At 50.2% G+C, this 19905-nt stretch carries 20 protein-coding genes and 1 tRNA gene; 15 read left to right on the forward strand and 6 right to left on the reverse strand.

Annotated features, from left to right (window positions below; all coding sequences use genetic code 11):
* The first annotated feature begins 4 nt into the window (after positions 1-4).
* Complete coding sequence (gene ftsZ, locus QW520_05400; protein MEM0449239.1) at positions 5-1048, forward strand: cell division protein FtsZ; 1044 nt, start codon at positions 5-7, stop codon at positions 1046-1048.
* On the opposite strand, the gene QW520_05405 is transcribed toward ftsZ, so the two are convergent.
* Positions 1045-1764: an RNA methyltransferase gene (locus QW520_05405; protein ID MEM0449240.1), complete on the reverse strand. Its 720-nt coding sequence runs from the start codon at positions 1762-1764 to the stop codon at positions 1045-1047. The genes ftsZ and QW520_05405 overlap by 4 nt on opposite strands.
* Before the next feature lie 44 nt (positions 1765-1808).
* On the opposite strand from QW520_05405, the gene truA reads away from it, so the two are divergent.
* From truA to QW520_05420, 3 genes are all read left to right on the forward strand, one after another.
* Positions 1809-2597 carry a tRNA pseudouridine(38-40) synthase TruA gene (truA, locus tag QW520_05410; protein ID MEM0449241.1) on the forward strand — a complete coding sequence of 263 codons (789 nt, stop codon included), beginning with the start codon at positions 1809-1811 and terminating at the stop codon, positions 2595-2597.
* Positions 2598-2803: 206 nt separating this feature from the next.
* Positions 2804-3328 carry an adenylate kinase family protein gene (locus QW520_05415; GenBank protein ID MEM0449242.1) on the forward strand — a complete coding sequence of 175 codons (525 nt, stop codon included), beginning with the start codon at positions 2804-2806 and terminating at the stop codon, positions 3326-3328.
* Complete coding sequence (locus QW520_05420; protein MEM0449243.1) at positions 3319-3954, forward strand: CDP-alcohol phosphatidyltransferase family protein; 636 nt, start codon at positions 3319-3321, stop codon at positions 3952-3954. The genes QW520_05415 and QW520_05420 overlap by 10 nt, the downstream gene beginning before the upstream one ends.
* Positions 3955-4126: 172 nt before the next feature.
* Here QW520_05420 and QW520_05425 read toward each other — a convergent pair whose 3' ends face one another.
* Both QW520_05425 and QW520_05430 read right to left on the reverse strand, forming a co-directional pair.
* Complete coding sequence (locus tag QW520_05425) at positions 4127-5266, reverse strand: DNA primase large subunit PriL (protein ID MEM0449244.1); 1140 nt, start codon at positions 5264-5266, stop codon at positions 4127-4129.
* A gap of 36 nt (positions 5267-5302) precedes the next feature.
* On the reverse strand, positions 5303-6907 hold the full coding sequence (locus QW520_05430) for a radical SAM protein (protein ID MEM0449245.1): 1605 nt from the start codon (positions 6905-6907) through the stop codon (positions 5303-5305).
* A 409-nt stretch (positions 6908-7316) separates the two neighbouring features.
* Between QW520_05430 and QW520_05435 the strand changes: the two genes are divergently transcribed.
* The 4 genes from QW520_05435 to QW520_05450 are packed head-to-tail and all read left to right on the forward strand — an operon-like array spanning position 7317 to position 8663.
* Positions 7317-7457 carry a hypothetical protein gene (locus QW520_05435; GenBank protein MEM0449246.1) on the forward strand — a complete coding sequence of 47 codons (141 nt, stop codon included), beginning with the start codon at positions 7317-7319 and terminating at the stop codon, positions 7455-7457.
* Positions 7458-7471: 14 nt separating this feature from the next.
* Complete coding sequence (locus QW520_05440; protein ID MEM0449247.1) at positions 7472-7813, forward strand: hypothetical protein; 342 nt, start codon at positions 7472-7474, stop codon at positions 7811-7813.
* Positions 7698-7946 carry a hypothetical protein gene (locus QW520_05445; protein MEM0449248.1) on the forward strand — a complete coding sequence of 83 codons (249 nt, stop codon included), beginning with the start codon at positions 7698-7700 and terminating at the stop codon, positions 7944-7946. Before QW520_05440 ends, QW520_05445 begins: the two co-directional genes overlap by 116 nt.
* 15 nt (positions 7947-7961) lie before the next feature.
* A complete protein-coding gene (locus QW520_05450; protein MEM0449249.1) occupies positions 7962-8663 on the forward strand; it encodes an NAD-dependent malic enzyme in 702 nt (233 codons plus the stop codon).
* Between the two features lie 61 nt (positions 8664-8724).
* Here QW520_05450 and QW520_05455 read toward each other — a convergent pair whose 3' ends face one another.
* A complete protein-coding gene (locus QW520_05455) occupies positions 8725-8991 on the reverse strand; it encodes an elongation factor 1-beta (GenBank protein MEM0449250.1) in 267 nt (88 codons plus the stop codon).
* A 9-nt stretch (positions 8992-9000) separates the two neighbouring features.
* Positions 9001-9168 (reverse strand): zinc finger domain-containing protein, encoded by a 168-nt coding sequence (locus QW520_05460; protein MEM0449251.1) that lies wholly within the window; start codon positions 9166-9168, stop codon positions 9001-9003.
* Between the two features lie 443 nt (positions 9169-9611).
* On the opposite strand from QW520_05460, the gene QW520_05465 reads away from it, so the two are divergent.
* From QW520_05465 to QW520_05495, 7 genes are all read left to right on the forward strand, one after another.
* Positions 9612-9748: transfer RNA gene (locus QW520_05465), tRNA-Lys, on the forward strand.
* A gap of 124 nt (positions 9749-9872) precedes the next feature.
* Positions 9873-10151 carry a DNA-directed RNA polymerase subunit H gene (locus QW520_05470; GenBank protein MEM0449252.1) on the forward strand — a complete coding sequence of 93 codons (279 nt, stop codon included), beginning with the start codon at positions 9873-9875 and terminating at the stop codon, positions 10149-10151.
* Complete coding sequence (locus QW520_05475; GenBank protein ID MEM0449253.1) at positions 10148-13747, forward strand: DNA-directed RNA polymerase subunit B; 3600 nt, start codon at positions 10148-10150, stop codon at positions 13745-13747. Before QW520_05470 ends, QW520_05475 begins: the two co-directional genes overlap by 4 nt.
* Positions 13744-16533, forward strand: a complete 2790-nt coding sequence (locus tag QW520_05480) for a DNA-directed RNA polymerase subunit A' (GenBank protein ID MEM0449254.1) — start codon at positions 13744-13746, stop codon at positions 16531-16533. The genes QW520_05475 and QW520_05480 overlap by 4 nt, the downstream gene beginning before the upstream one ends.
* Positions 16533-17981, forward strand: a complete 1449-nt coding sequence (gene rpoA2 / locus QW520_05485) for a DNA-directed RNA polymerase subunit A'' (GenBank protein ID MEM0449255.1) — start codon at positions 16533-16535, stop codon at positions 17979-17981. Before QW520_05480 ends, rpoA2 begins: the two co-directional genes overlap by 1 nt.
* Positions 17974-18249 carry a 50S ribosomal protein L30e gene (locus tag QW520_05490; protein MEM0449256.1) on the forward strand — a complete coding sequence of 92 codons (276 nt, stop codon included), beginning with the start codon at positions 17974-17976 and terminating at the stop codon, positions 18247-18249. The genes rpoA2 and QW520_05490 overlap by 8 nt, the downstream gene beginning before the upstream one ends.
* 5 nt (positions 18250-18254) lie before the next feature.
* A complete protein-coding gene (locus QW520_05495; protein MEM0449257.1) occupies positions 18255-18680 on the forward strand; it encodes a NusA-like transcription termination signal-binding factor in 426 nt (141 codons plus the stop codon).
* A gap of 26 nt (positions 18681-18706) precedes the next feature.
* On the opposite strand, the gene QW520_05500 is transcribed toward QW520_05495, so the two are convergent.
* Positions 18707-19819 carry a radical SAM protein gene (locus QW520_05500; GenBank protein MEM0449258.1) on the reverse strand — a complete coding sequence of 371 codons (1113 nt, stop codon included), beginning with the start codon at positions 19817-19819 and terminating at the stop codon, positions 18707-18709.
* Positions 19820-19905 lie beyond the last annotated feature (86 nt).

The following is a 19905-nucleotide window of genomic DNA, read 5'->3' on the forward strand; positions in this document are numbered from 1 at the left end:
CTGCTTGGACGCAGGATGGGGTGTTCAAGTGGGGTGGGAGTACATCACCGATGATGACCTGGCGAGCGCAGGCAAGCCACGCATCGTCATCGTCGGATGTGGAGGCGGAGGATGCAATTCCGTCGACCGGATGAACGAGATTGGTCTCCAAGGAGTGGAGACTATAGCCATCAACACCGACCGTCCAGCCCTGGCCAAGATCAAAGCTCACAGACGTCTCCTCATCGGGCAAGGTATAACCAATGGCAACGGGGCTGGGGCGAATCCAGAAATAGGGAGGGTATGCGCAGAGAATGCAGCATCAGAGATTTCCAAGTTGCTGCAGGGCGCCTCCCTAACCTTCGTGACGGTAGGTATGGGAGGTGGGACCGGCACTGGAGCCGCACCGGTGATAGCGGACATAGCTAAAAGGTGTGGCTCCTTGGTCGTCTCCATAGCCACCATGCCCTTCGACATGGAAGGATCAAGGAGCAGGCTGGCCGTCCGAGGGCTTCGCGCCTTGAGAGCCTGCTCTGATACCTGCCTCGTTCTGGACAACAATCGCCTTTTAGACATGGTGGCCAACCTTCCCTTGCATCAGGCGCTCTCGGTCATGGATGAGCTCATATCCGAGATGGTAAAGGGCATAGTGGAAGCTATTACCGAGCGCTCCCTCATAAACCTGGATTTCGCGGACTTAAAGACCATTGTACGTCACGGTGGCGTCTCCACGGTGCTTTATGGGGAAAACTCAGATCCCGAAGGCGTGGTCAAGGACGCTCTTAATAATCCTTTACTCGACTATCCTATCTGCAGCGCCACAGGTGCCCTAGTTCATGTAACGGGGGGAAGCAACCTTACTTTGAAGAGGTTGCATAAAGTGATGAACGCTCTCACATCGAATCTTGATCCTGAGGCGAATGTGATATTCGGAGCGCGCATGGATGAAAGGTTCGAGGGCACTATAAGGCTAATCGCTGTGGTGACTGGTATAGCGGAGATTGCTGATGAAATCTACAACAAAGTGCCTATATCCCAGCGCGAGGTAATATCGCGTTTCACCGTCTAAGGTCCTTTTCTCTCTTCCAAAGCTCTAATCTTCTTAGCCGCGTCCCCCAGGACACCCATGATGGTATGGAACTCCCATTTTGTGGGTATGGCCCTACCCATCAGCCTTCTGAACATTATCCTGGTACGCTCCCTGCGGAACTCAGGGTAATCGATCGCTTGCAAGAGGTCGTCGAAGAATTGGTAGAGCTTCTCCCTCTCCAGCTCATTCGTAACCCTTGGCCCACTCGGCCTGGGCCGCACCTGGAACAGCTCATACATTATTATGGACGAGGCATGAGAGAGATTGAGTACAGGATATTGTTCGCTGGCTGGTATATGGACCAGCATATCGCAGCGCATCAGCTCTTCCTGTCGCAAGCCTGTATCCTCAGGTCCAAAGAGGATGGCGACTCGCCCCTCAAAATCCCTCACCCGCTCCGCGAAATCCTTGGCTGAGACAGGGATGCGCAAATAATGTTTTTCGCCTGGTGTTATGATGCCGCTGGTACCCACGATCAGGTCGCATTCCTCGACTGCCTGGTCAAAATCCTTTACGATCTTGGCTCCTCTTAAGATATCACCGGCGTGCTTGGCTCTCTTGTAAGCCTCCTCAGTGATGTGGCATGGATTAACCAAAACCAAATCCTTGAAGTCAAAATTGCCCATGGATCTCGCTACAGCACCTATGTTACCGTCGTGCTTGGGTGAGACCAGGATTATGCGGAAGACAGGCATGTAAGCGAAATCTAAATGCCACCTGCATACTTAACCGTGATGTCATGACCTGGAGAGCAGCGGTCAAATTGGCCTATGATGGTCAGGACTTCTTTGGTTCTCAGCGTCAGCCAGAGGTACCGACAGTAGAAGCTGAGGTCATAAGAGCGCTGCGCCGCATTAAAGCCATAGAAGACCCGCAAACGGCGAGATTCCGTACTGCTAGCCGCACGGACAGAGGCGTTAGTGCCTTAGGCAACGTGGTGGCTTTCGACACTTCCTTCCGCGGGCGGTCCCTTCTTAAAGCTCTAAACGCGGTCTCAGAAAGTGTTTTCTTCTATGCTTGGGCCGAAGTTCCCAAGAACTTCTCGCCCAGGCGCGCCCAGGCGCGCTGGTATCGCTACTTCCTTCCTTGCCAGGGCCTCGACATATCCCGCGTGGAAAAATGCGCTGGGCTTTTCCTCGGTGAACATGATTTCCGTCGCTTCTGCAAACCCGATGGGTGGTCCAGCGTAAGAACTCTAGATAAATTATCGGTTACGCCCACGGGCGATTTTTTAGTCATAGACTTGGAGGCCAGAGAGTTCCTTCGCAACATGGTTCGACGAATTGTCGCTGCCCTCCGAGAGGTGGGAGCCGGAAGGAGGCACGAAGAGGATGTACGGAGAGCATTGGAGGGTGAGGACATCCAATTCGGTCTAGCCCCACCTGAGAAGCTTTGGCTTATGGACGTTAGGTATCCCTTCGAATTCACGGTGGCGGCTCCTCCGGGCCTTCTCGCCCTTGTAAAGGAGCGCTCGCAGAGCGCCAAGCTGAAGCTTTCCTTTTACGATTCTTTGGCGTCAAGATTCTAGATTTCTACCCACCGCTTATCAACCTTAAGAATAGCTATAAACTATTGTTGAGTATGCTCCAGTCGGTTTTTTATAATCAGGCGTAGGTGTCTCCTTGCCTCTATAGGGGCACGGTAGGGAAAGAAGGTTCACGGGGACGCTTCTCCCCATCCCTCACATCCAACCTCAAAGAATGTTTTATTGTCGACTTCTCATCTGCTTAACTGATGATAGCCTTGAGCGGCACGCCTGGGACGGGGAAGACTTCGGTGGGCGAAGAATTAGCCAAAAGAGGCCATTGCGTAATCGAGCTGAATCGCTTCATTCAGAACAAAGGTCTTTTGGGAGGGATAGACCGGAAACGATGCAGCTATGAAGTCGATATCGAAGAACTGGCCTCTGCCATGTCGCATGAAGACATTCCCGAAGGAGCCATCGTCATAGGCCATTTTGCGCACGAGCTCGATGTGGAATACATCATCGTTTTACGTTGTCGTCCCAGTGTGTTGAGAAGCAGGCTAGAGATGCGAGGCTACCCGGAGCATAAAATTAGGGAGAATTTGGAGGCAGAAGCTTTGGATGTCATCTTGATAGAGGCATTGGATACGGGAAAGGAAGTTCTGGAGATAGATACCACCAACCGCTCAGTGAAGGAGACGGCGGATGCAGTGGAGGAGATATTGGGAGGAGAAAAGAAGAAGTACGAAGCTGGTCATCTTGACTGGAGCGAAGAGGTGTTGGATTGGTTCTAGATGCCCAGCGCAAGAAGGCTGAATTCATATTGGAGCCAGCTGCCCGCGCATTCGCTGACATCAACCCTAATCTTATCTCTCTATCATCTCTGTTGCTTGCGGCTCTAGCAGCTTTGCTAATCTATCTCTCTTATCAGCACCTCACCATCGCATTCCTTTCCCTCGCCTCTCTCATCATCCTTCTAAGCGGTTTCCTCGATGCCCTGGATGGAAAAGTGGCTAGATTGTCAGGTAAAGCAGGTAAGAGAGGGGACTTCGTGGATCATGTTATCGACAGATATGCTGATGTCCTTATGATAGGAGCCGTAGCCTTCAGTGCGTGGTGCGATCCGTACCTGGGTATTCTAGCCATGGTAGGTGTTCTCCTGACTTCGTATATGGGCACTCAGGCCCAGGCGGTGGGCATTGGGAGGCAATATGCGGGACTGTTGGGAAGAGCGGACCGCTTGGTGCTAATGGTGATAGCATGCGTCGTTCAGGCCGTGCTAGAAGCATACGGCATCAGAACTTTGGACTTCGCGTCCTTATCACTCACAATTTTTGAGATCATGATGATATGGTTCGCTGTGGTGGGCAATCTGACTGCATTGCAACGTGCCTATGGCACTTGGAGAGCCTTGAAATAGAGCTCGCCTTCGATTTGGGGTTATGGTCATAAAGACATAACCTAGCATATTATTGAGAGTTGATGCTAACCCGCATATCTCAACGCACTTTCTATTGAAAAAGGTGGGTGTGCTATAACTCCAACTCGCAATTCAGTAGCATTACGTTGAAGACGTAACGAACATTCTTTTTTTATGTCTCAGGTTTGGGATTTGAGCTGCTTGCTTTTTGGTTAGGTGGGACTCCTGCTTGGAGTCGCATCGGCTTCTCTTTAGAGATGACCTTCGAATGGTCCTCTTCCTTCATTGGCTGCCTTCTTTTCTTTCTTAAACGATAGCGATAGTATATGAGAGGGTGCTTGACCCATTCCAACTTGCACAAATCATCAGCGTTGAAGCAAACAGCATTAGTCCTCATGGTCGAGCATTCAGGAGGGGTATAAGTAGTGCCAGATATCTCTCCCGTAATATGGTTTATCTGATATTTGGTCTTAGACTCGTCGAAATCAGGTGATCCGGAGAAGATTCTCAATATCTCTTCTCTGCTCAGACCTATTGCGTATAGAAAAGAGGTGAGGGCGAACCTGCCTGGGTGTGAAATGTTCTCCCCTGCTTGGGCCAAAGCCACCAGGCGCCTCATACACGGGGGGAAGCATTCCACATCAGCTTCTCCCAAGTCTTCTGCCTGATAGCGATCTTTCATCTCTTCAGCAAGCCTTCGCAATTCTACCACATCAGGACGAAGCGCATCCATCATCCATTTGTTAACAGGCAAAGGCAACTCATCCTCTATTTTATCGTAGAGAGCCTGTTCCAGTACTCTAGCGAAGCTCGTTTTAGGCAGCGAAACCATTCCTCTCTTAACTTCTGTATTAACTAACTTCCACTTCCTGTCCCTCAGCGAGGATGTAAGGCGCAGGAAGTCCGAGAAGTGTAGTCTAGGGATACCTTCAATCAATTCCGCTTGCACGCCCAATTCTTGGGCGATTTGCATGAGCAGCTCCATTTTTTCAGTCTGCATCCGTTCGTAAGCGGTTTTAGCCTCTGCCAGGGCATAGCGACGGATAAGGAACCCATCCCCCACGCACGAGACTAGGATGCGCGCCAAGGGGTAGCTCAGGACCTCCTGCAGCCTTTCCTCTTCAGTGGCCATAGGATTATCGCTAACCCTGCCTGATTCGATGGCGCTCAGCACCCGCTTCTTTCCTCTTGTCCTCGCTTCCTGGAGCGCTGTTTTGAGAAGGAGATCCTCCAGCTCTATGCCAGACTGTTTCACCATCTCCCCCGCGCCTTTAAGGAAGGGATAGCGGGCTAGCTCCTTCGAATTCATCATGCAAGCTAAGACCAAAGGTCCATAAAAGCCTCGCTCTCAATCACCTAACGAGAGGAAAGGCGCAATCGAGGCGGCTATCGAGGAATCATCCAACTGTGAGGCTAACTCTTGCAGATTGGAATATGGGCGCCCCTTCACCAAACGGCTTGCCCTCTTTAACCCAATAGACGGTAGAGAAGCCAACGCGGCCAGGGGACATGTATTAGGGTCCAAGGGGTATTCCACCGCGGTAACGCTTCTCTCTCCCCATCCCACCACTTTGCAATCCACGAAGCGCCCAAGCTGCAGGGGATATTCGAAGCCAACCAAAATAGGATATGTTCCCACCTGTCTACCAAAGGTATGATTACCCTCGTAAATCTCGGTGTACACTTTGCTAAGCCGGGACCCTAAGGGGAGCATCTCCTGTAGAAGAGGCTTATCTATCTCTAATCTTACCTTTTCCTTGAAGCGCAGGAAATCGGAGTGAGAAATGCGGCGTTTGAAATGGCGTCTTATAGGGCTTACCTGACGTATGTTGATTCGCCTTAACCAGAGCCCTTCCCTCCTCACTTCTCTAAGGAATTCCAAGTTCAATCTCAGGGTCTCTTTTGACTCACCATCCAGACCGATGATGAAATTCAATCCAGGTAGTAGCTTTGGAAGGCCTGTAGGTCCTATTTCCCTACCGATTTGATTGATGAGCTTAATTGCTTCCAAAGTCTGCTCGGGAGTAGCATTGAGATTATTGGCCTCAGCCACGGCGGGGTCAGCGCTCTCCAGGCCCAGTGCCAGCACATTCCCACTAGTGCAATACCTTACTATACTATGGAGAATTTCCGCGGATTTCTCGGCATGAGTGGCGATTACCGCAGGATTTGCGTTATCGAGATGGAGCACATCCACTCCGAGCGCATTAATCCCTTGGAGGAGCTCATCGACAGCCTGGGGATTAGGTGTAGGCGTTTCACTCTCCCCCTCAGACATGTAACACAGGAAGCAGGTCTGTGCTCCCAAGCGGAAATTGCGCACTCCTAGGCGGTGGAGTTCTTTCACTTCCAATATGATATCTTTCGGCCTGCGGTGCACAGGCTTTCCCTTCAGGGGCTCAACGCAGAATGAACATCCGCCACTTGAATAGCGCACGCATCCCCTGAAGGTCTCGATCTCTGCGATTAGGGGCTGTGGGAAATCGGGGTGCGCCATGACAGCGGACGCGCCTTTTCTCAGCCAATCTTCCCATTCTTGAGGTGTGCGCCAACGCTCATTCGGCTCTAAGCCATTCAGAAAGTCGAATAGCATAGCAGCGGGGTCTTTGCGAGACACTAGATTGAAGGACCTCTTGTCGAGCGTATCATCCAAAGCTGCAGGTCCTCCCAGAAGCTTATTCCCGCGGAAATTAGAGGCTATTCTGATGATTTCTTTACCTGAAGCCGGAGCTGCCCTTAGATACCTGCCAGGGACGGCAGTACCTCCCAATACCACAAGCACCTCTCCCTCGGGCAAACTCCCGCGCCTAACATGATCTATAGTCACAACCATTACCTCGGAGCCAGCAGATATGGCGGCGCCAGCGGTAGCTCGAAGCAAGGGGGAGCTGTAGGGCGGGACGCCTAAAGAAGCCGGCTCGTCAATGTATCCATCTAAGATGACTACCTTCATTTCACCTCACTCTAAGTCATTCTTAGATATCAAATCCGCTCCTTAGCCATCGCTTCAATCAGAATAGAAGCCAGTAAAACCCATTTTCGATTCTCTTAAAGGACTCCTACGTGAAAAGGAGATTTAAATTAAAGTAATAATATTTGAAAGACAAACTAATGATTAATAAATAATAATAAGCAATAAGCATTCGAATAAATAATTATGGTTATATAAAAATTAAATATAAAAATATAAAATTAAATTTACATATAAAATAACGCTACTGGCATTAATTAAAAGTTAATCTTTTTTACGTGATACATTGAGCCGTGACATCGATGTACATGCTACTCAACCAGATATAAAGTCTATATGATTAAATATCTGCCTCTGGAATGAAAATAATGTCGAGTAGGTCGGTGTTGATATGGACGAAGTGCCCCTTCCCCAAAGGCCTGATATTGATGCGCACAATGAGATAGCTATAGAGGAAAAATGGAGAAAAGCGAATGAGCCGGCACTTCTCGCGTCGAAGAAACATCTTTTCTATAGGGGAAAATTGGCATAGCCCCAAAGTGTCCCGTGAGAGATGTTTGCGACTTCGCGACATGGTATACGCCTGGAGTTGCAGAGCCATGCAAAGAGATCGAGAATGATCCTTCGTTAGCTTATCTTTATACAAATAAATGGAATATGGTAGCTGTCGTTACGGACGGAACAAGAGTGCTTGGCCTAGGTGATATCGGCCCTCTAGCTAGTCTTCCTGTTATGGAAGGAAAGCCCCTCATCTTCAAGCACTTGGGGGGGATTGGACGCGGTTCCTATTTGTCTGGCCACGAAAGAAGAGGAAGAAATCGTCCGCACAGTGGAATTGTTGTCCCCTTCTTTCGGGGGAATCAATCTAGAAGATATATTCCAGCCTAAATGCTTCCGTATATTGGATTCTCTTAGATCCAGTTTGGACATTCCTGTTTGGCATGACGATCAGCAAGGAACCGCAACTGTTGTTCTAGCCGCTCTAATCAACTCTCTCAAGTTGGTGGGGAAGAGTATTTAGAAAATCGACATCGCCATGATAGGTGCGGGAGCGGCTAATATGGCAATCTCTCGCCTACTGGTAGCTGCTGGCGCAGATATTGGCAGGATTGTTATGACTGATTCCCGCGGTATACTTGGTCCGTGGCGCAAGGAGTTGAAGAGAGATTATCGAGAAAAATGGGACATCGCTATCCATTCAAACAGGGAAGGAAAAGTGGGAGGAGTTAGCGAAGCGATCAAAGATGCGGATGTGGTGATAGCAGCTTCACGGCCAGGCCCAGGAATAGTGACCAAAAGCATGGTGGCCTCGATGGCCGACTATGCCATCGTGTTCGCGACCGCTAACCCTATACCTGAAATTTGGCCCTGGGAAGCCATGGAGGCAGGGGCGAAGATTGTATCCACTGGGCGTTCGGATTTTCCCAATCAGGTGAATAACTCCTTGGCTTTCCCGGCAATCTTCAGGGGGGTTCTCGATGTTAGGGCTAGCTCTATTACCGAAGAGATGTGCTTAGCCGCAGCAATGGAATTGGCACTTGCCGCCGAGGAAAAGGGTCTTTCTCCTTCATGCATCATCCCGTCGATGGCGGATTGGGAGGTCTTCCCAAGAGTGGCGGTCGCCGTGGGCATGAAGGCCATAGAGCAAGGGGTGGCAAAGAATATACTTGGAAAGAAAGAACTCAACCTAAATGTTCACTTTATTATTTCCCGCGCCCGCCAAGAAATGGAGGCCTAGATGAAGGCTGGTGTAATCCCTGCCATGCCAGAATGAATTCTCATCTAATAGTCGAGAATCCTCATATAAGTGTTATACCTGTGTTTTCCACTGTTTGGATACCCTCAATGGAGCGCAACTTCTCCTCTAACTCTTCCAATACATTATTGGCATCGTCCATTATGCAGATTATCTCCAGCGCCTTTAATCCGAAAGCGAAAGGCTTCACTTCTGCTTTATAAGGCTGAACTCCCTCAGGCAGCAATCCAGGTAACCTATTCTTCAGTCCTTCCATATCAAATGTAGTATCCTCTGGAAGGAGATTGAATGTAACCGCCACTTTTCCCATGCAATCACCTTAAGGTCCAGAGAAACCACAATTAGCACATGAATAGGCTACACTTTGATCGCGACATTGAGGGCATCGCCCAATCTCTGTCTTTCCACATTGTGGACAAGGGAAAAAGGTAATACTCTTGCCAATCAACCTTATCCCGCATGAACTGCAAATCTTCTCTTTTTCCATAGCGCTCGCCGAGGCATGATTATGCTACTTATATTTATACGTGAGTGGTTTCGAACTCTCAGCCTTATTCAATTTTTTTCACCCAGATGGAGATATATTACCCTCGAGTGAACATTGATGGAATAATCTATTTTAACGCGCATTTCGCAGATTTTTCAGGAAGGCTGCTGCGATTTACGGGGAAGTTTCGCTTTAACTATATAATTCCAAGAAAATGTAATTCCAAGAAAATGGAGCATTTCCGGTCAGATCTCAGTAAGGGTTTGAGGTGCAAGCTTGAGGTGTGAAAAATGATGTTTTCTAACCTCTCGATAAAAATTCAAAGGGAAGGAGCTGAATAATCTGGTAATCTTATCCATTGAAAAATCAGCATCCGCATACCCAAGCTTTAAATAATGGCACTCTTTTCTGCCAAATCCGCATCGCCGGAAGCACTTGCCAATGGGCCCGTAGCTCAGCTAGGTAGGGGGCTTGCAGGGCTGAGCCTCCCTAGAAAGAGCACCTGGCTTTTAACCAGATGGTCCGGGGTTCGAAGAGCCGTCGGTCAACAACCGAGGGGACGAAAATCCCCGCGGGCCCGCCTTGGATAGGAAGTGAGGGGCAGAAATGGAAGCCGCAAACGCGAAAACCAACATTCGATGCATTTTTATAAGGCCACTACATAGTAGAAAGAACGGTCCGGAACGAGGGGCGAGGTGATTTTCGTGGAGGAGGATATCCAGCTTAATGTATTTAATCATGATTTAGTGCCTGCACATTATTTGTTGACAGAGGAAGAAGCCAAGGAAGTCTTGGCCAAACTCAAAGTTGACAAGGATAAACTGCCGAAAATCCGCAAGAGCGATCCGTGCATAAGACTTTTGGATGCCTTGGAGCAGGAGGCAGGAAGGCCAGCAATAAAGGAGGGGCGTGTGGTGAAAATCGTGCGTCGCTCCCCTACTTCTGAAATAGCGATAGCATATCGATTGGTAATAAGAGGGTGAAACCCTTGCGAGATCTAGTAGAGCTTTATTTCAAGGAAAGGAGCATTGTAAACCATCACATAGCGAGCTTTAACGACTTCCTCTCCACGATAGACAACCCCAACAGCCGAATGCAGAGCATCGTGGACAATCTTCGCGTATCAGCGGAGGATATAGATAGGGGCATTATCCGCCTAGACCCCGAGAAGACCGAAGGTAAGATCATCGAGATTAGAGTGGGGCGCAAAAGAGACGAGAAGACGGGACTTATTGACAGCCACTCTAGGCCTACGGTGCAGGTGAAAACGCCTGAAATCCGAGAAGCGAACGGCTATGTACACGAGCTTACCCCTATGGAGGCAAGGCTCCGCAACCTCAACTATATGGCACCGGTGTATGTGGATTTCACAGTTATCGAGGATGGCATCGAAAAAGATCCTGAGCGTGTGCACATCGGAGACCTACCCATAATGGTCAAATCAAAACGTTGCACCCTCTACAAAGAAAATCTCGAACAGGAGAGGGAATTGAGCGATGAAGAATACCGCCAAAAGCTTATTCAAAAAGGAGAGGACCCCATGGATCCTGGCGGTTACTTCATCATCGGTGGTACAGAGCGCGTGCTCATCACTTTAGAGGATTTGGCGCCCAATCGCGTGATGGTAGAGGTGAACGAGAGATACGGTACGAAACTCGAGGTGGCCAAAGTATTCTCCCAAAAGGAGGGCCACCGTGCTCTTACCTTGGTGGAGAAAAAGCGAGATGGCATGCTGATGGTAACGGTTCCGGCTGCCTCAGGGCAGATACCATTGGTTGCGCTCATGAAAGCGCTAGGCATGGAATCCGATGAGGAAATTTACAATGCTATCGTCTCCAGCGAGGAAATGTCCAATATCGTTTACGCCAACATTGAAGAATGCCAGGACAAAAAGCTCTATCCTCCTAACGGAATATTCACAACAGAGGACGCTATTCTCTATCTCGAGCGCAAATTCGCCACTGGACAAGCCAAGGAATATCGGCAGAAAAAGGTGGAGAGCATAATCGACCGCTCCCTCCTTCCCCATCTTGGAGATACCAAAGAAGATAGGATGAAGAAAGCCATATTCCTAGGCCGCATAGCGCGTTCGGTACTCGAACTTTCGCTGGGTAAGCGGAAAGAGGATGATAAGGACCACTATGCCAACAAGCGTTTGAAGCTTGCGGGCGACCTTATGGAGGACCTTTTCCGGGTGGCGTTTACCAACCTCATGAAAGACCTCAAATATCAATTGGAGAGGTCATATGCACGTAAGAAGGACCTGCGTATCTCCTCTGCTATTAGGCCAGATCTGCTTACGCATCGACTGCTCCATGCCCTGGCCACGGGCAATTGGGTGGGAGGAAGGGCCGGTGTATCACAGCTTCTGGATCGAACCTCCAATATGTCGACTCTCTCTCATTTGCGCCGTGTCACCTCGTCCCTGACGAGGTCTCAACCTCACTTTGAGGCGCGTGATCTGCATCCCACTCAATGGGGCCGGCTATGCCCCAATGAGACTCCTGAAGGGCAAAACTGCGGTCTTGTGAAGAACGCCGCACTCATTATCGACGTATCCGAGGGATTTCGCGAGGAGGATGTTGCCTATATGCTACGGGAGCAGGGGGTGAAAGAGGTCAAAAGCCCCCCTGTTGGCACGCGCGTGTATGTTAATGGAGACCTGAAAGGAATTTGCGACAGGCCAAGAGAATTGGTGAGTGAAATTCGCCAAAGGCGGCGCATGGGCCTTCTATCTAATGAGATCAACGTGCGCTATGATCGAGAGATGGATGAGATTATTATCAATTGCGATGAAGGTAGGCTGCGTCGACCACTGTTGGTACTGAAGAACGGTAGGACCATCCTCAATCGAAAGCATATCGAGGACATACGAGAGGGAAGGATTCAGTGGTCTGACCTGGTACGCGAAGGGGTTATAGAGTGGCTGGATGCAGAGGAGGAAGAGGACACCCTAATAGCTGTGGAGCCCTACAAGGTCCCAGAACGCTGCTCGGGTTGCGGCATAGCCTTATCCCCAACCTATGTGGATTGGATGAACCCCGCCTCCCCAGAGCCGCACGCTATACTAAAATGCAAACAGTGCGGGGCAGAGCTCAAAACGCCCTTGTTGCTCACCAACGAGCATACCCATTTAGAGGTGGATCCTCTTGTCATCCTTGGATGCTGTGCTGGCCTGGTACCATATCCTGAGCACAACTCCTCCCCCCGGGTAACCATGGGGTCAGGAATGGCCAAGCAGTCATTGGGCTTAGCGTCGAGCAATTACCGCCACCGTCCAGATACAAGAGGGCACATCATGCACTATCCGCAGAAGCCAATAGTGCAAACCCATACCATGAAGTTCGTCGCATTCAATGAGAGACCTGCGGGGCAGAACTTCTGCGTCGCCGTGCTGTCCTACCATGGATACAACATGGAGGACGCACTCATCCTTAACAAGGCTAGCATTGAGAGAGGATTGGGAAGGAGTACTTTCATGAGGACGTATAGAGCGGAAGAGCGCCGCTATCCAGGAGGACAAGAGGATCATTTCGAGATTCCTTCGCCTGATGTGAGGGGAGCTAGAGCTGACCTATCATACGCCTCACTTGGTGAGGACGGCCTTATTTCTCCTGAGACCCCCGTCGTTGGAGGTGATGTTCTCATCGGCAAGACCTCACCGCCAAGATTCTTGGAGGAAGAGACGGACTTCCTCACGCCTCAAAAAAGGAGAGAGACTTCCATAACCTGCCGTCCTGGAGAGACTGGTTGGGTAGACAGTGTTATGCTTACCGAAAGCGAGAACGGCTCACGCCTGGTGAAGGTCAAGGTGCGCGACGAACGCATTCCCGAGCTGGGAGATAAGTTCGCTTCTAGGCATGGACAGAAAGGGGTGGTGGGGCTCATCGTTCCCCAGGAGGATATGCCCTTCACATCGGATGGCGTGGTGCCGGACCTTGTCATCAATCCGCATGCCATCCCCTCACGTATGACCGTCGCCCACGTTCTCGAGATGATCGGAGGAAAGGTGGGAGCGATGGAGGCCAGGTTCGTGGACGGCACGCCATTCTCGGGAGAGAGGGAAGAGGCCATCCGCGAATCCTTGGTCAAGAATGGCTTCATGCACACTGGCAAGGAGGTCATGTATGATGGCTTGACAGGTAAGATGATCAAGGCCGACATATTCATAGGGGTCATCTACTACCAGAAGCTGCATCACATGGTCTCGGGGAAGATGCACGTCCGCTCAAGAGGGCCGGTGCAGATACTCACCCGTCAGCCTACAGAGGGCCGTTCAAGGCAAGGTGGGCTTAGGTTCGGTGAGATGGAACGAGATTGTCTCATCGGCCATGGAGCGGCAATGGTCATTAAGGATCGCTTGCTGGATGAATCGGATGGCACGTTCCAGTACGTATGCGGAAATCCCAACTGCGGTCATATAGCCATTCTCGACCGTCGCGGCTCGTTAAAATGCCCTGTCTGTGGGAACAATACCAATGTTCATCTGGTGCAGACGTCCTATGCATTCAAGCTGCTTCTAGATGAACTGCTCTCTCTTGGCGTAGCCATGCGCTTGCAACTGGAGGACCTAAGATGATGATGCGAGGAGTCTCCAAAAGAATAGCTTCGATAAAATTCGCCTGCCTCTCCCCCGATGAGATACGCAAGATGTCTGCTACCAAAATCATAACCGCGGATACCTATGACGATGACGGCTTCCCTATTGACATGGGGCTTATGGACACTCATCTGGGGGTCATCGAGCCTGGGTTGAGGTGCAAGACCTGCGGTCACAAAGTGGACGAATGCCCAGGACATTTCGGGCACATCGATCTAGCAATGCCAGTGATTCATGTGGGCTATGTCAAAGAAATAAAGAAGCTCTTGCAGTCCACATGCTCGGTGTGCGGCCGATTGCTTCTCACCGAGGAACAGGCTAGAGAGTACAAGGAACAGATGGAATCTATGGAGGAGATGGGTCACGACGTAATCGACGTGCGCCTGGTCTCCAAAGACACAGCCAAAGATGCAGCCTCGAGGCAAATATGTCCTCATTGCGGCGCGGAGCAGAAGAAAATCACCTTGGACAAGCCTACCACCTTCAGGGAGGACGGTCACAAGTTGACTCCAAAAGAAGTGCGAGAGCGTTTGGAGAGAATACCTGATGCTGACCTAATACCCTTGGGCATCGATCCGAATTCCTGTAGGCCAGAATGGATGGTCCTAACCGCTCTACCTGTGCCACCAGTAACGGTGAGGCCAAGCATCACACTGGAATCAGGGGACCGCTCCGAGGATGATCTTACCCATAAACTAGTGGATGTGTTGCGAATAAATCAAAGGCTCCGGGAGAACAGAGATGCAGGAGCGCCTCAGCTCATCGTCGAGGACCTTTGGGAGCTTTTACAATATCATGTCACCACCTATTTCGATAATCAGACATCAGGAATCCCCCCAGCGAGGCATAGGTCCGGACGACCCCTGAAGACCTTGGTCCAGAGGCTTAAGGGCAAAGAAGGCCGATTCCGCAGCAACCTTTCCGGTAAGCGGGTGAACTTTTCGGCCAGGACGGTCATATCGCCTGACCCTGGATTAAGCATCAATGAAGTAGGTGTCCCTGAGGAGGCAGCTAGGGAGCTGACCGTTCCAGTCTACGTAACCAAGTCCAACCTTGCGATTCTGAAGGAGATGGTAAAAAGAGGAGTCAGCCCTCGCAAAGACGGTAAATATTTGCCTGGTGTGAATTACGTAATAAGACCAGATGGCCGGAGGATAAAAGTCACGGATAAGAATGCAGAGAATGTGGCTGAGAGCCTGGACGTGAACTTCATAGTTGAGCGTCAGCTACAGGACGGCGATATCGTGCTCTTCAACCGGCAGCCTTCGCTGCACCGCATGTCCATGATGGCTCATACCGTCCGCGTCATGCCAGGGAAGACATTCCGCCTTAACCTATGTGTCTGCCCGCCCTACAACGCGGACTTTGATGGGGATGAGATGAATCTGCATGTGCTACAATCGGAAGAGGCGAGAGCAGAGGCTCAGATCCTTATGAAAGTACAGGAGCATGTGCTATCCCCCCGCTTTGGAGGCCCCATCATAGGTGCCATCCATGACCATATCACGGGCACCTTCATGCTCACCCATAAGAATCCACACTTCTCCAAGAGCGAGACTCTAGTCATGCTTTCGAGGGTCAACCACAAACCCCTTCCGCCACCGGTTGAGGTGGACATGGAAGAGAAATGGACTGGCAAGCAACTCTTCTCCCTCATTTTGCCTGATGACTTGGATTTAACCTTTAAATCGAGCATATGCCGCAAGTGCGCTGTTTGTCAGAAGGAGAAGTGTGATCTCGATGCCTATGTCAAGATACGCAAAGGTGTTCTGATCTGTGGTACTATCGATGAGAAAGCCATCGGGTCCTTCAAAGGAAAGATATTGGACAAAATTGCTCGAGATTATGGTGCCGACCAGGCCAGAGAGTTCTTGGACAATGTGACGAGACTGGCGATAGGAGCCATCATGGTCTCAGGATTCACCACTGGCATAGACGACGAGGACATACCTGAGGAAGCCAAAAGGCAGATAGAAGAGATGCTGCGCGAGGCCACGGCGCGCGTCGATCAGTTAGTGGAGGCCTATCGCAACGGAGAGTTGGAACAGATGCCCGGCCGGTCCTTGGCGGAGACATTGGAAGTGGAGGTCATGAAGGTCTTGGGCAGGGCTCGTGATGAGGCAGGGCAGATCGCAGGCAGGCACTTGGGCCTAGAGAACAGCGCAGTCATAATGGCCAGGTCCGGAGCCAGAGGAAGTATGCTCAACCTCTCTCAGATGGCCGGTTGCATCGGGCAACAGGCAGTGCGTGGGGAAAGGCTTTCCCGAGGATATTGGAATCGCACCCTACCGCATTTCAAACAGGGAGACTTGGGAGCACAAGCCAAAGGCTTCGTTATTCATTCCTACAAGTCAGGATTGTCCCCTACTGAGTTCTTTTTCCACTCTATGGGTGGAAGAGAAGGCCTGGTGGATACGGCCGTTAGAACCTCTCGATCAGGATACATGCAGCGTCGTCTCATCAACGCCTTGGAAGACCTGAAGCTAAAGCAGGATGGAACGGTGCGTAATACAGCTGATTACATTATCCAGTTCCGCTATGGCGATGATGGCGTGGATCCGGCCCGCTCGGTGCAAGGAGATCCAATAGATGTTGAGGACATTCTGGTTGAGGTCTTAGGCGAGGAAGCCGAACTCTTAAGCAAGGTAGAGGAGAGAAGCGCCATATCATATGCCAACGTTGAGAAGGACCTTATGGAGGGAGAAATGGACGAGGAGGCCGAGGAGTTCGAGGAGCCTGAGTACGAGGGAGGAGGTGAAGAGTAATGGCCAAGAAGGACACTATTCGTTCCCTCACCAAGCTGGGCTTAGATGAGGCCAAGGCCAGTTTGCTGGCTGACAAGTTCGGCTCGAAGGCAAAGGTAATCGAGGCTCCAGAGGAAGAATTGAAGAAGCTAGGTCTCAGCCCAGACGATATCGAGAAGATAAAAGGCAAGAAGGCGGGCAAGAAGACAGCTCCGGAAAAGAGAATAAAAAAGGGAAAAGAGCCGGAGGCAGAACGCAAAAAGCTCGAGATTCAGATACCTGACAAGTTGAGCAAACCCTCTGAGCTAGAAGAGAGGATGCGTCGGATGGCAGAAGAGATGGGATTGGAGTTGCCGTTTAAGATCATCAAGATTATTGCCGAACGCATCGAAGGCATCGAAGTGCCAGATGAGAAGATAAAGGCCTTGATGAAGCGCGCTTATGAAAGATACATGGAGCATCAGATGGACCCCAACGAGAGCGCAGGTATAATCGCTGCACAATCCATCGGCGAACCGGGTACCCAAATGACCATGCGTACCTTCCACTATGCGGGTGTGGCTGAGATAAACGTCACTTTAGGGCTGCCAAGGCTTATCGAGATCGTCGATGCCAGAAGAGTCCCATCCACACCGATGATGGAAGTCCATGTGGTTCCAGAGCTCTGCCAGGATGTGGAGAGCGTGCGGCGCATCGCCTCGGAAATAGAGATGACTACGGTGGAGGATGTGGCCTCCATTGAAATTGACATAGTGAACATGCAGGTGTTGGTCCGACCAGATGAGAGAAAGATGACTCAGAAAGGCATCTCCATTGACATGCTCTACACAGAACTGGCGAAGACCCGAGGCCTTAAAGGCTTGGTAGAGATGCAGGGCGATAAAATCGTGATATCATCTGATGAACCCTCATTCAAAAAACTGCAGAGGATAATAGACGATGTGAAAGAGCGGAAGATAAAAGGCATCGACGGCATAAAGCGCGCGATCATCCGCCGCTCTGGAGATAGCTATGTTATATACACCGAGGGCAGCAATCTGAGACAGGTTTTGCGCAAAGAAGGCGTTGACCAATCCAAGACCACAACCAATGCCATTCAAGAAATATATGAAGAGCTGGGCGTGGAGGCGGCGAGGAACGCGATAATAAAGGAGGCATACAACACTCTTGACGAGCAAGGGCTGAACGTTGACATCAGGCACATAATGCTGGTCGCGGACCTCATGACCAACGATGGGGATGTTAAGGCCATCGGGAGGCACGGCATTTCAGGCCGCAAATCATCCGTCTTGGCCAGAGCGGCCTTCGAGATTACGGCCGTGCATCTGTTACATGCCGCGCTGACGGGAGAAGAGGATCATTTGGACGGCGTGGCAGAAAACATTATAGTAGGGCAGCCTGTTACGCTCGGAACTGGGGCCGTTAATTTGGTATATAAACCTGTTTCCAGGGGGCAGAGCCATGGTTGATATCGGTAGAGCATTGAAGACCGCAGTGCAGACGGGCAAAGTGGTATTTGGCGTACAGCAAGCAGAAAAAGCTGTCAGGAATGGTGAGGCTAAGATGGTGATCATTTCATCGAACTGCCCCAGCCAATTCCTTAAGTCGACTAAATCTGTGCCAGTAAAAACATTTGAAGGAACAAATATGGAACTTGGAGCCTTGGCTGGGAAACCCTTCTCCGTTTCCGCCGTAGCTATAATCGATAAAGGCTCCTCTAATATCCTTTCGTTGTGATGGTCATGCCTGAAGTAAAACTCACAGAAGACACTCTTCGATACATAACCCTGTTCGAGAACATGACGAAAACACGCGTCAAGGATTGCATGGAGACAGAAGACAAATTGGTTTTCGTGGTTGACCCAGGCCAGGCCAATAGGGCCGTGGGCAAGGGTGGAGAGAATGTAATCCGTCTCAAAAACACCACAGGAAAGAATATCCAAGTGATAGAATATTCGGATGATGCAGAGCAGTTTATAAAGAACGTCTTCTACAATTACGGAGTGCAAAGCGTCTCCATAGAGAATCGCGGCAATATCGTCCATGCCACAGTGACCGTAGACCCCAAGGTCAAGGGAAGAGCTATAGGGAAGAACGGGCGCAATCTAAAGATAGCCCGAGACATCGTGGCAAGGCATCATAACGTCCAAAGCATCATCGTGGCTTAGAATCTCGGCCGCGAAAAGGTGTGAATTTACTTAGATGAACACTTCTTTGCCTTGTCCTTTTGCATTTTTCCTTTTATTAATTCCCGCTCCACCTCCAGCCTATCTGCAGTAGGATATTCCTCAACGATATAGGAATCAAAAGGTAGCAGCCCTTCCAGCTCTTTTAATATCCAAGGCGCAACTTCTAACCTTCCCGTAATTGGGTCAGTGTACATGAGGGTATCAGGGACGTCATAATCTTCGCTCAAAACTTTTTTAGCAAGACGCGCTTCATCTGGTTCAACCACTCCTTTGACCAACGTTCCATCTTCGGTGATCACATCTCCTCTTTTGGCTACGTTTTTAGCTCTGCGCATTAGCCTACGGCGCAGCTGTACCGAATCCTTGAAGGCCGAGGAGCAGTAATGGACAGGAATCCCGACCTCCAGTCTAAGCATTTTCAGCGCCGTCTCCTCGCTCCCCCAAGCGGCAGAAGAAATCTCATCTTTTACCGCAAACCCCCTCTCTGATAATTGCTTGAAGTTGGTTTCCGAGAACTCGAGCTCGTTTAAATTTACGAAGTCCAATCCTATTGCATCAGCGTATCTGATCAAGGCCTCTAATTGCTTCTCATGCCCAGGTATTGCGGGCACTTCTATACCCACACTCATGTCCAATCCCGATATAGCTTTCTCCAGACCTGTTCTATTCATCTTAGTCCACATGGAAGTGGGCGGATGTATCCTAAGTTCGTTCAATCCGACGCCCTGCAGTATCTTATAGGCGTCGTCATCAATGCTAGCTGTGTACAAATGTATGTGGTGCTTTTCTCCAAAAGTCTCGCGCAGAATCCCTACATAATGGAGCACTTTTTGCAGTGATTTGAGAGGGTCACCTCCTGTGATCCCTGTTCCCCCTGCTTTGATGCTTTTCGCTTCCATTATGACATCCTCATCGGAATGTACTTTTAATTCATCCGCGTAAACCACCTCCTTTCCTTTTTTTTCCTTGGAAAGAGGGCAGTAGTAGCATCCAGTTTCACACTTGCCAGTGACAAGGAGCACCATCTTCGCCCCTCTGCGACATATCTGGCATCCTTTTGGGAGGGAGCGTGTATAGGCGGACCCGGCCTCGATACTCCTAACCTTCACCTCGACCATATCGAAACACCACACCCCAGAGGTTCTATTCAATTTTTGCATCGGCATATCTTGCCGGGGCCATGTTTTTATCCCAGATAGCCCGT

This window comes from Methanomassiliicoccales archaeon, from assembly GCA_038740345.1.
GTDB lineage: Archaea > Thermoplasmatota > Thermoplasmata > Methanomassiliicoccales > UBA472 > JAJRAN01.

Bases quoted from the DNA above. Each gene is read 5' to 3' on its own strand.
- QW520_05405 (MEM0449240.1), bottom strand. From the start codon at position 1,764: ATGCCTGTCTTCCGCATAATCCTGGTCTCACCCAAGCACGACGGTAAC.
- truA (MEM0449241.1), top strand. From the start codon at position 1,809: ATGACCTGGAGAGCAGCGGTCAAATTGGCCTATGATGGTCAGGACTTC.
- QW520_05415 (MEM0449242.1), top strand. From the start codon at position 2,804: ATGATAGCCTTGAGCGGCACGCCTGGGACGGGGAAGACTTCGGTGGGC.
- QW520_05425 (MEM0449244.1), bottom strand. From the start codon at position 5,266: ATGATGAATTCGAAGGAGCTAGCCCGCTATCCCTTCCTTAAAGGCGCG.
- QW520_05430 (MEM0449245.1), bottom strand. From the start codon at position 6,907: ATGAAGGTAGTCATCTTAGATGGATACATTGACGAGCCGGCTTCTTTA.
- QW520_05435 (MEM0449246.1), top strand. From the start codon at position 7,317: ATGGACGAAGTGCCCCTTCCCCAAAGGCCTGATATTGATGCGCACAAT.
- QW520_05450 (MEM0449249.1), top strand. From the start codon at position 7,962: ATGATAGGTGCGGGAGCGGCTAATATGGCAATCTCTCGCCTACTGGTA.
- QW520_05455 (MEM0449250.1), bottom strand. From the start codon at position 8,991: ATGGGAAAAGTGGCGGTTACATTCAATCTCCTTCCAGAGGATACTACA.
- QW520_05460 (MEM0449251.1), bottom strand. From the start codon at position 9,168: ATGGAAAAAGAGAAGATTTGCAGTTCATGCGGGATAAGGTTGATTGGC.
- QW520_05480 (MEM0449254.1), top strand. From the start codon at position 13,744: ATGATGATGCGAGGAGTCTCCAAAAGAATAGCTTCGATAAAATTCGCC.
- rpoA2 (MEM0449255.1), top strand. From the start codon at position 16,533: ATGGCCAAGAAGGACACTATTCGTTCCCTCACCAAGCTGGGCTTAGAT.
- QW520_05490 (MEM0449256.1), top strand. From the start codon at position 17,974: ATGGTTGATATCGGTAGAGCATTGAAGACCGCAGTGCAGACGGGCAAA.
- QW520_05495 (MEM0449257.1), top strand. From the start codon at position 18,255: ATGCCTGAAGTAAAACTCACAGAAGACACTCTTCGATACATAACCCTG.
- QW520_05500 (MEM0449258.1), bottom strand. From the start codon at position 19,819: ATGGTCGAGGTGAAGGTTAGGAGTATCGAGGCCGGGTCCGCCTATACA.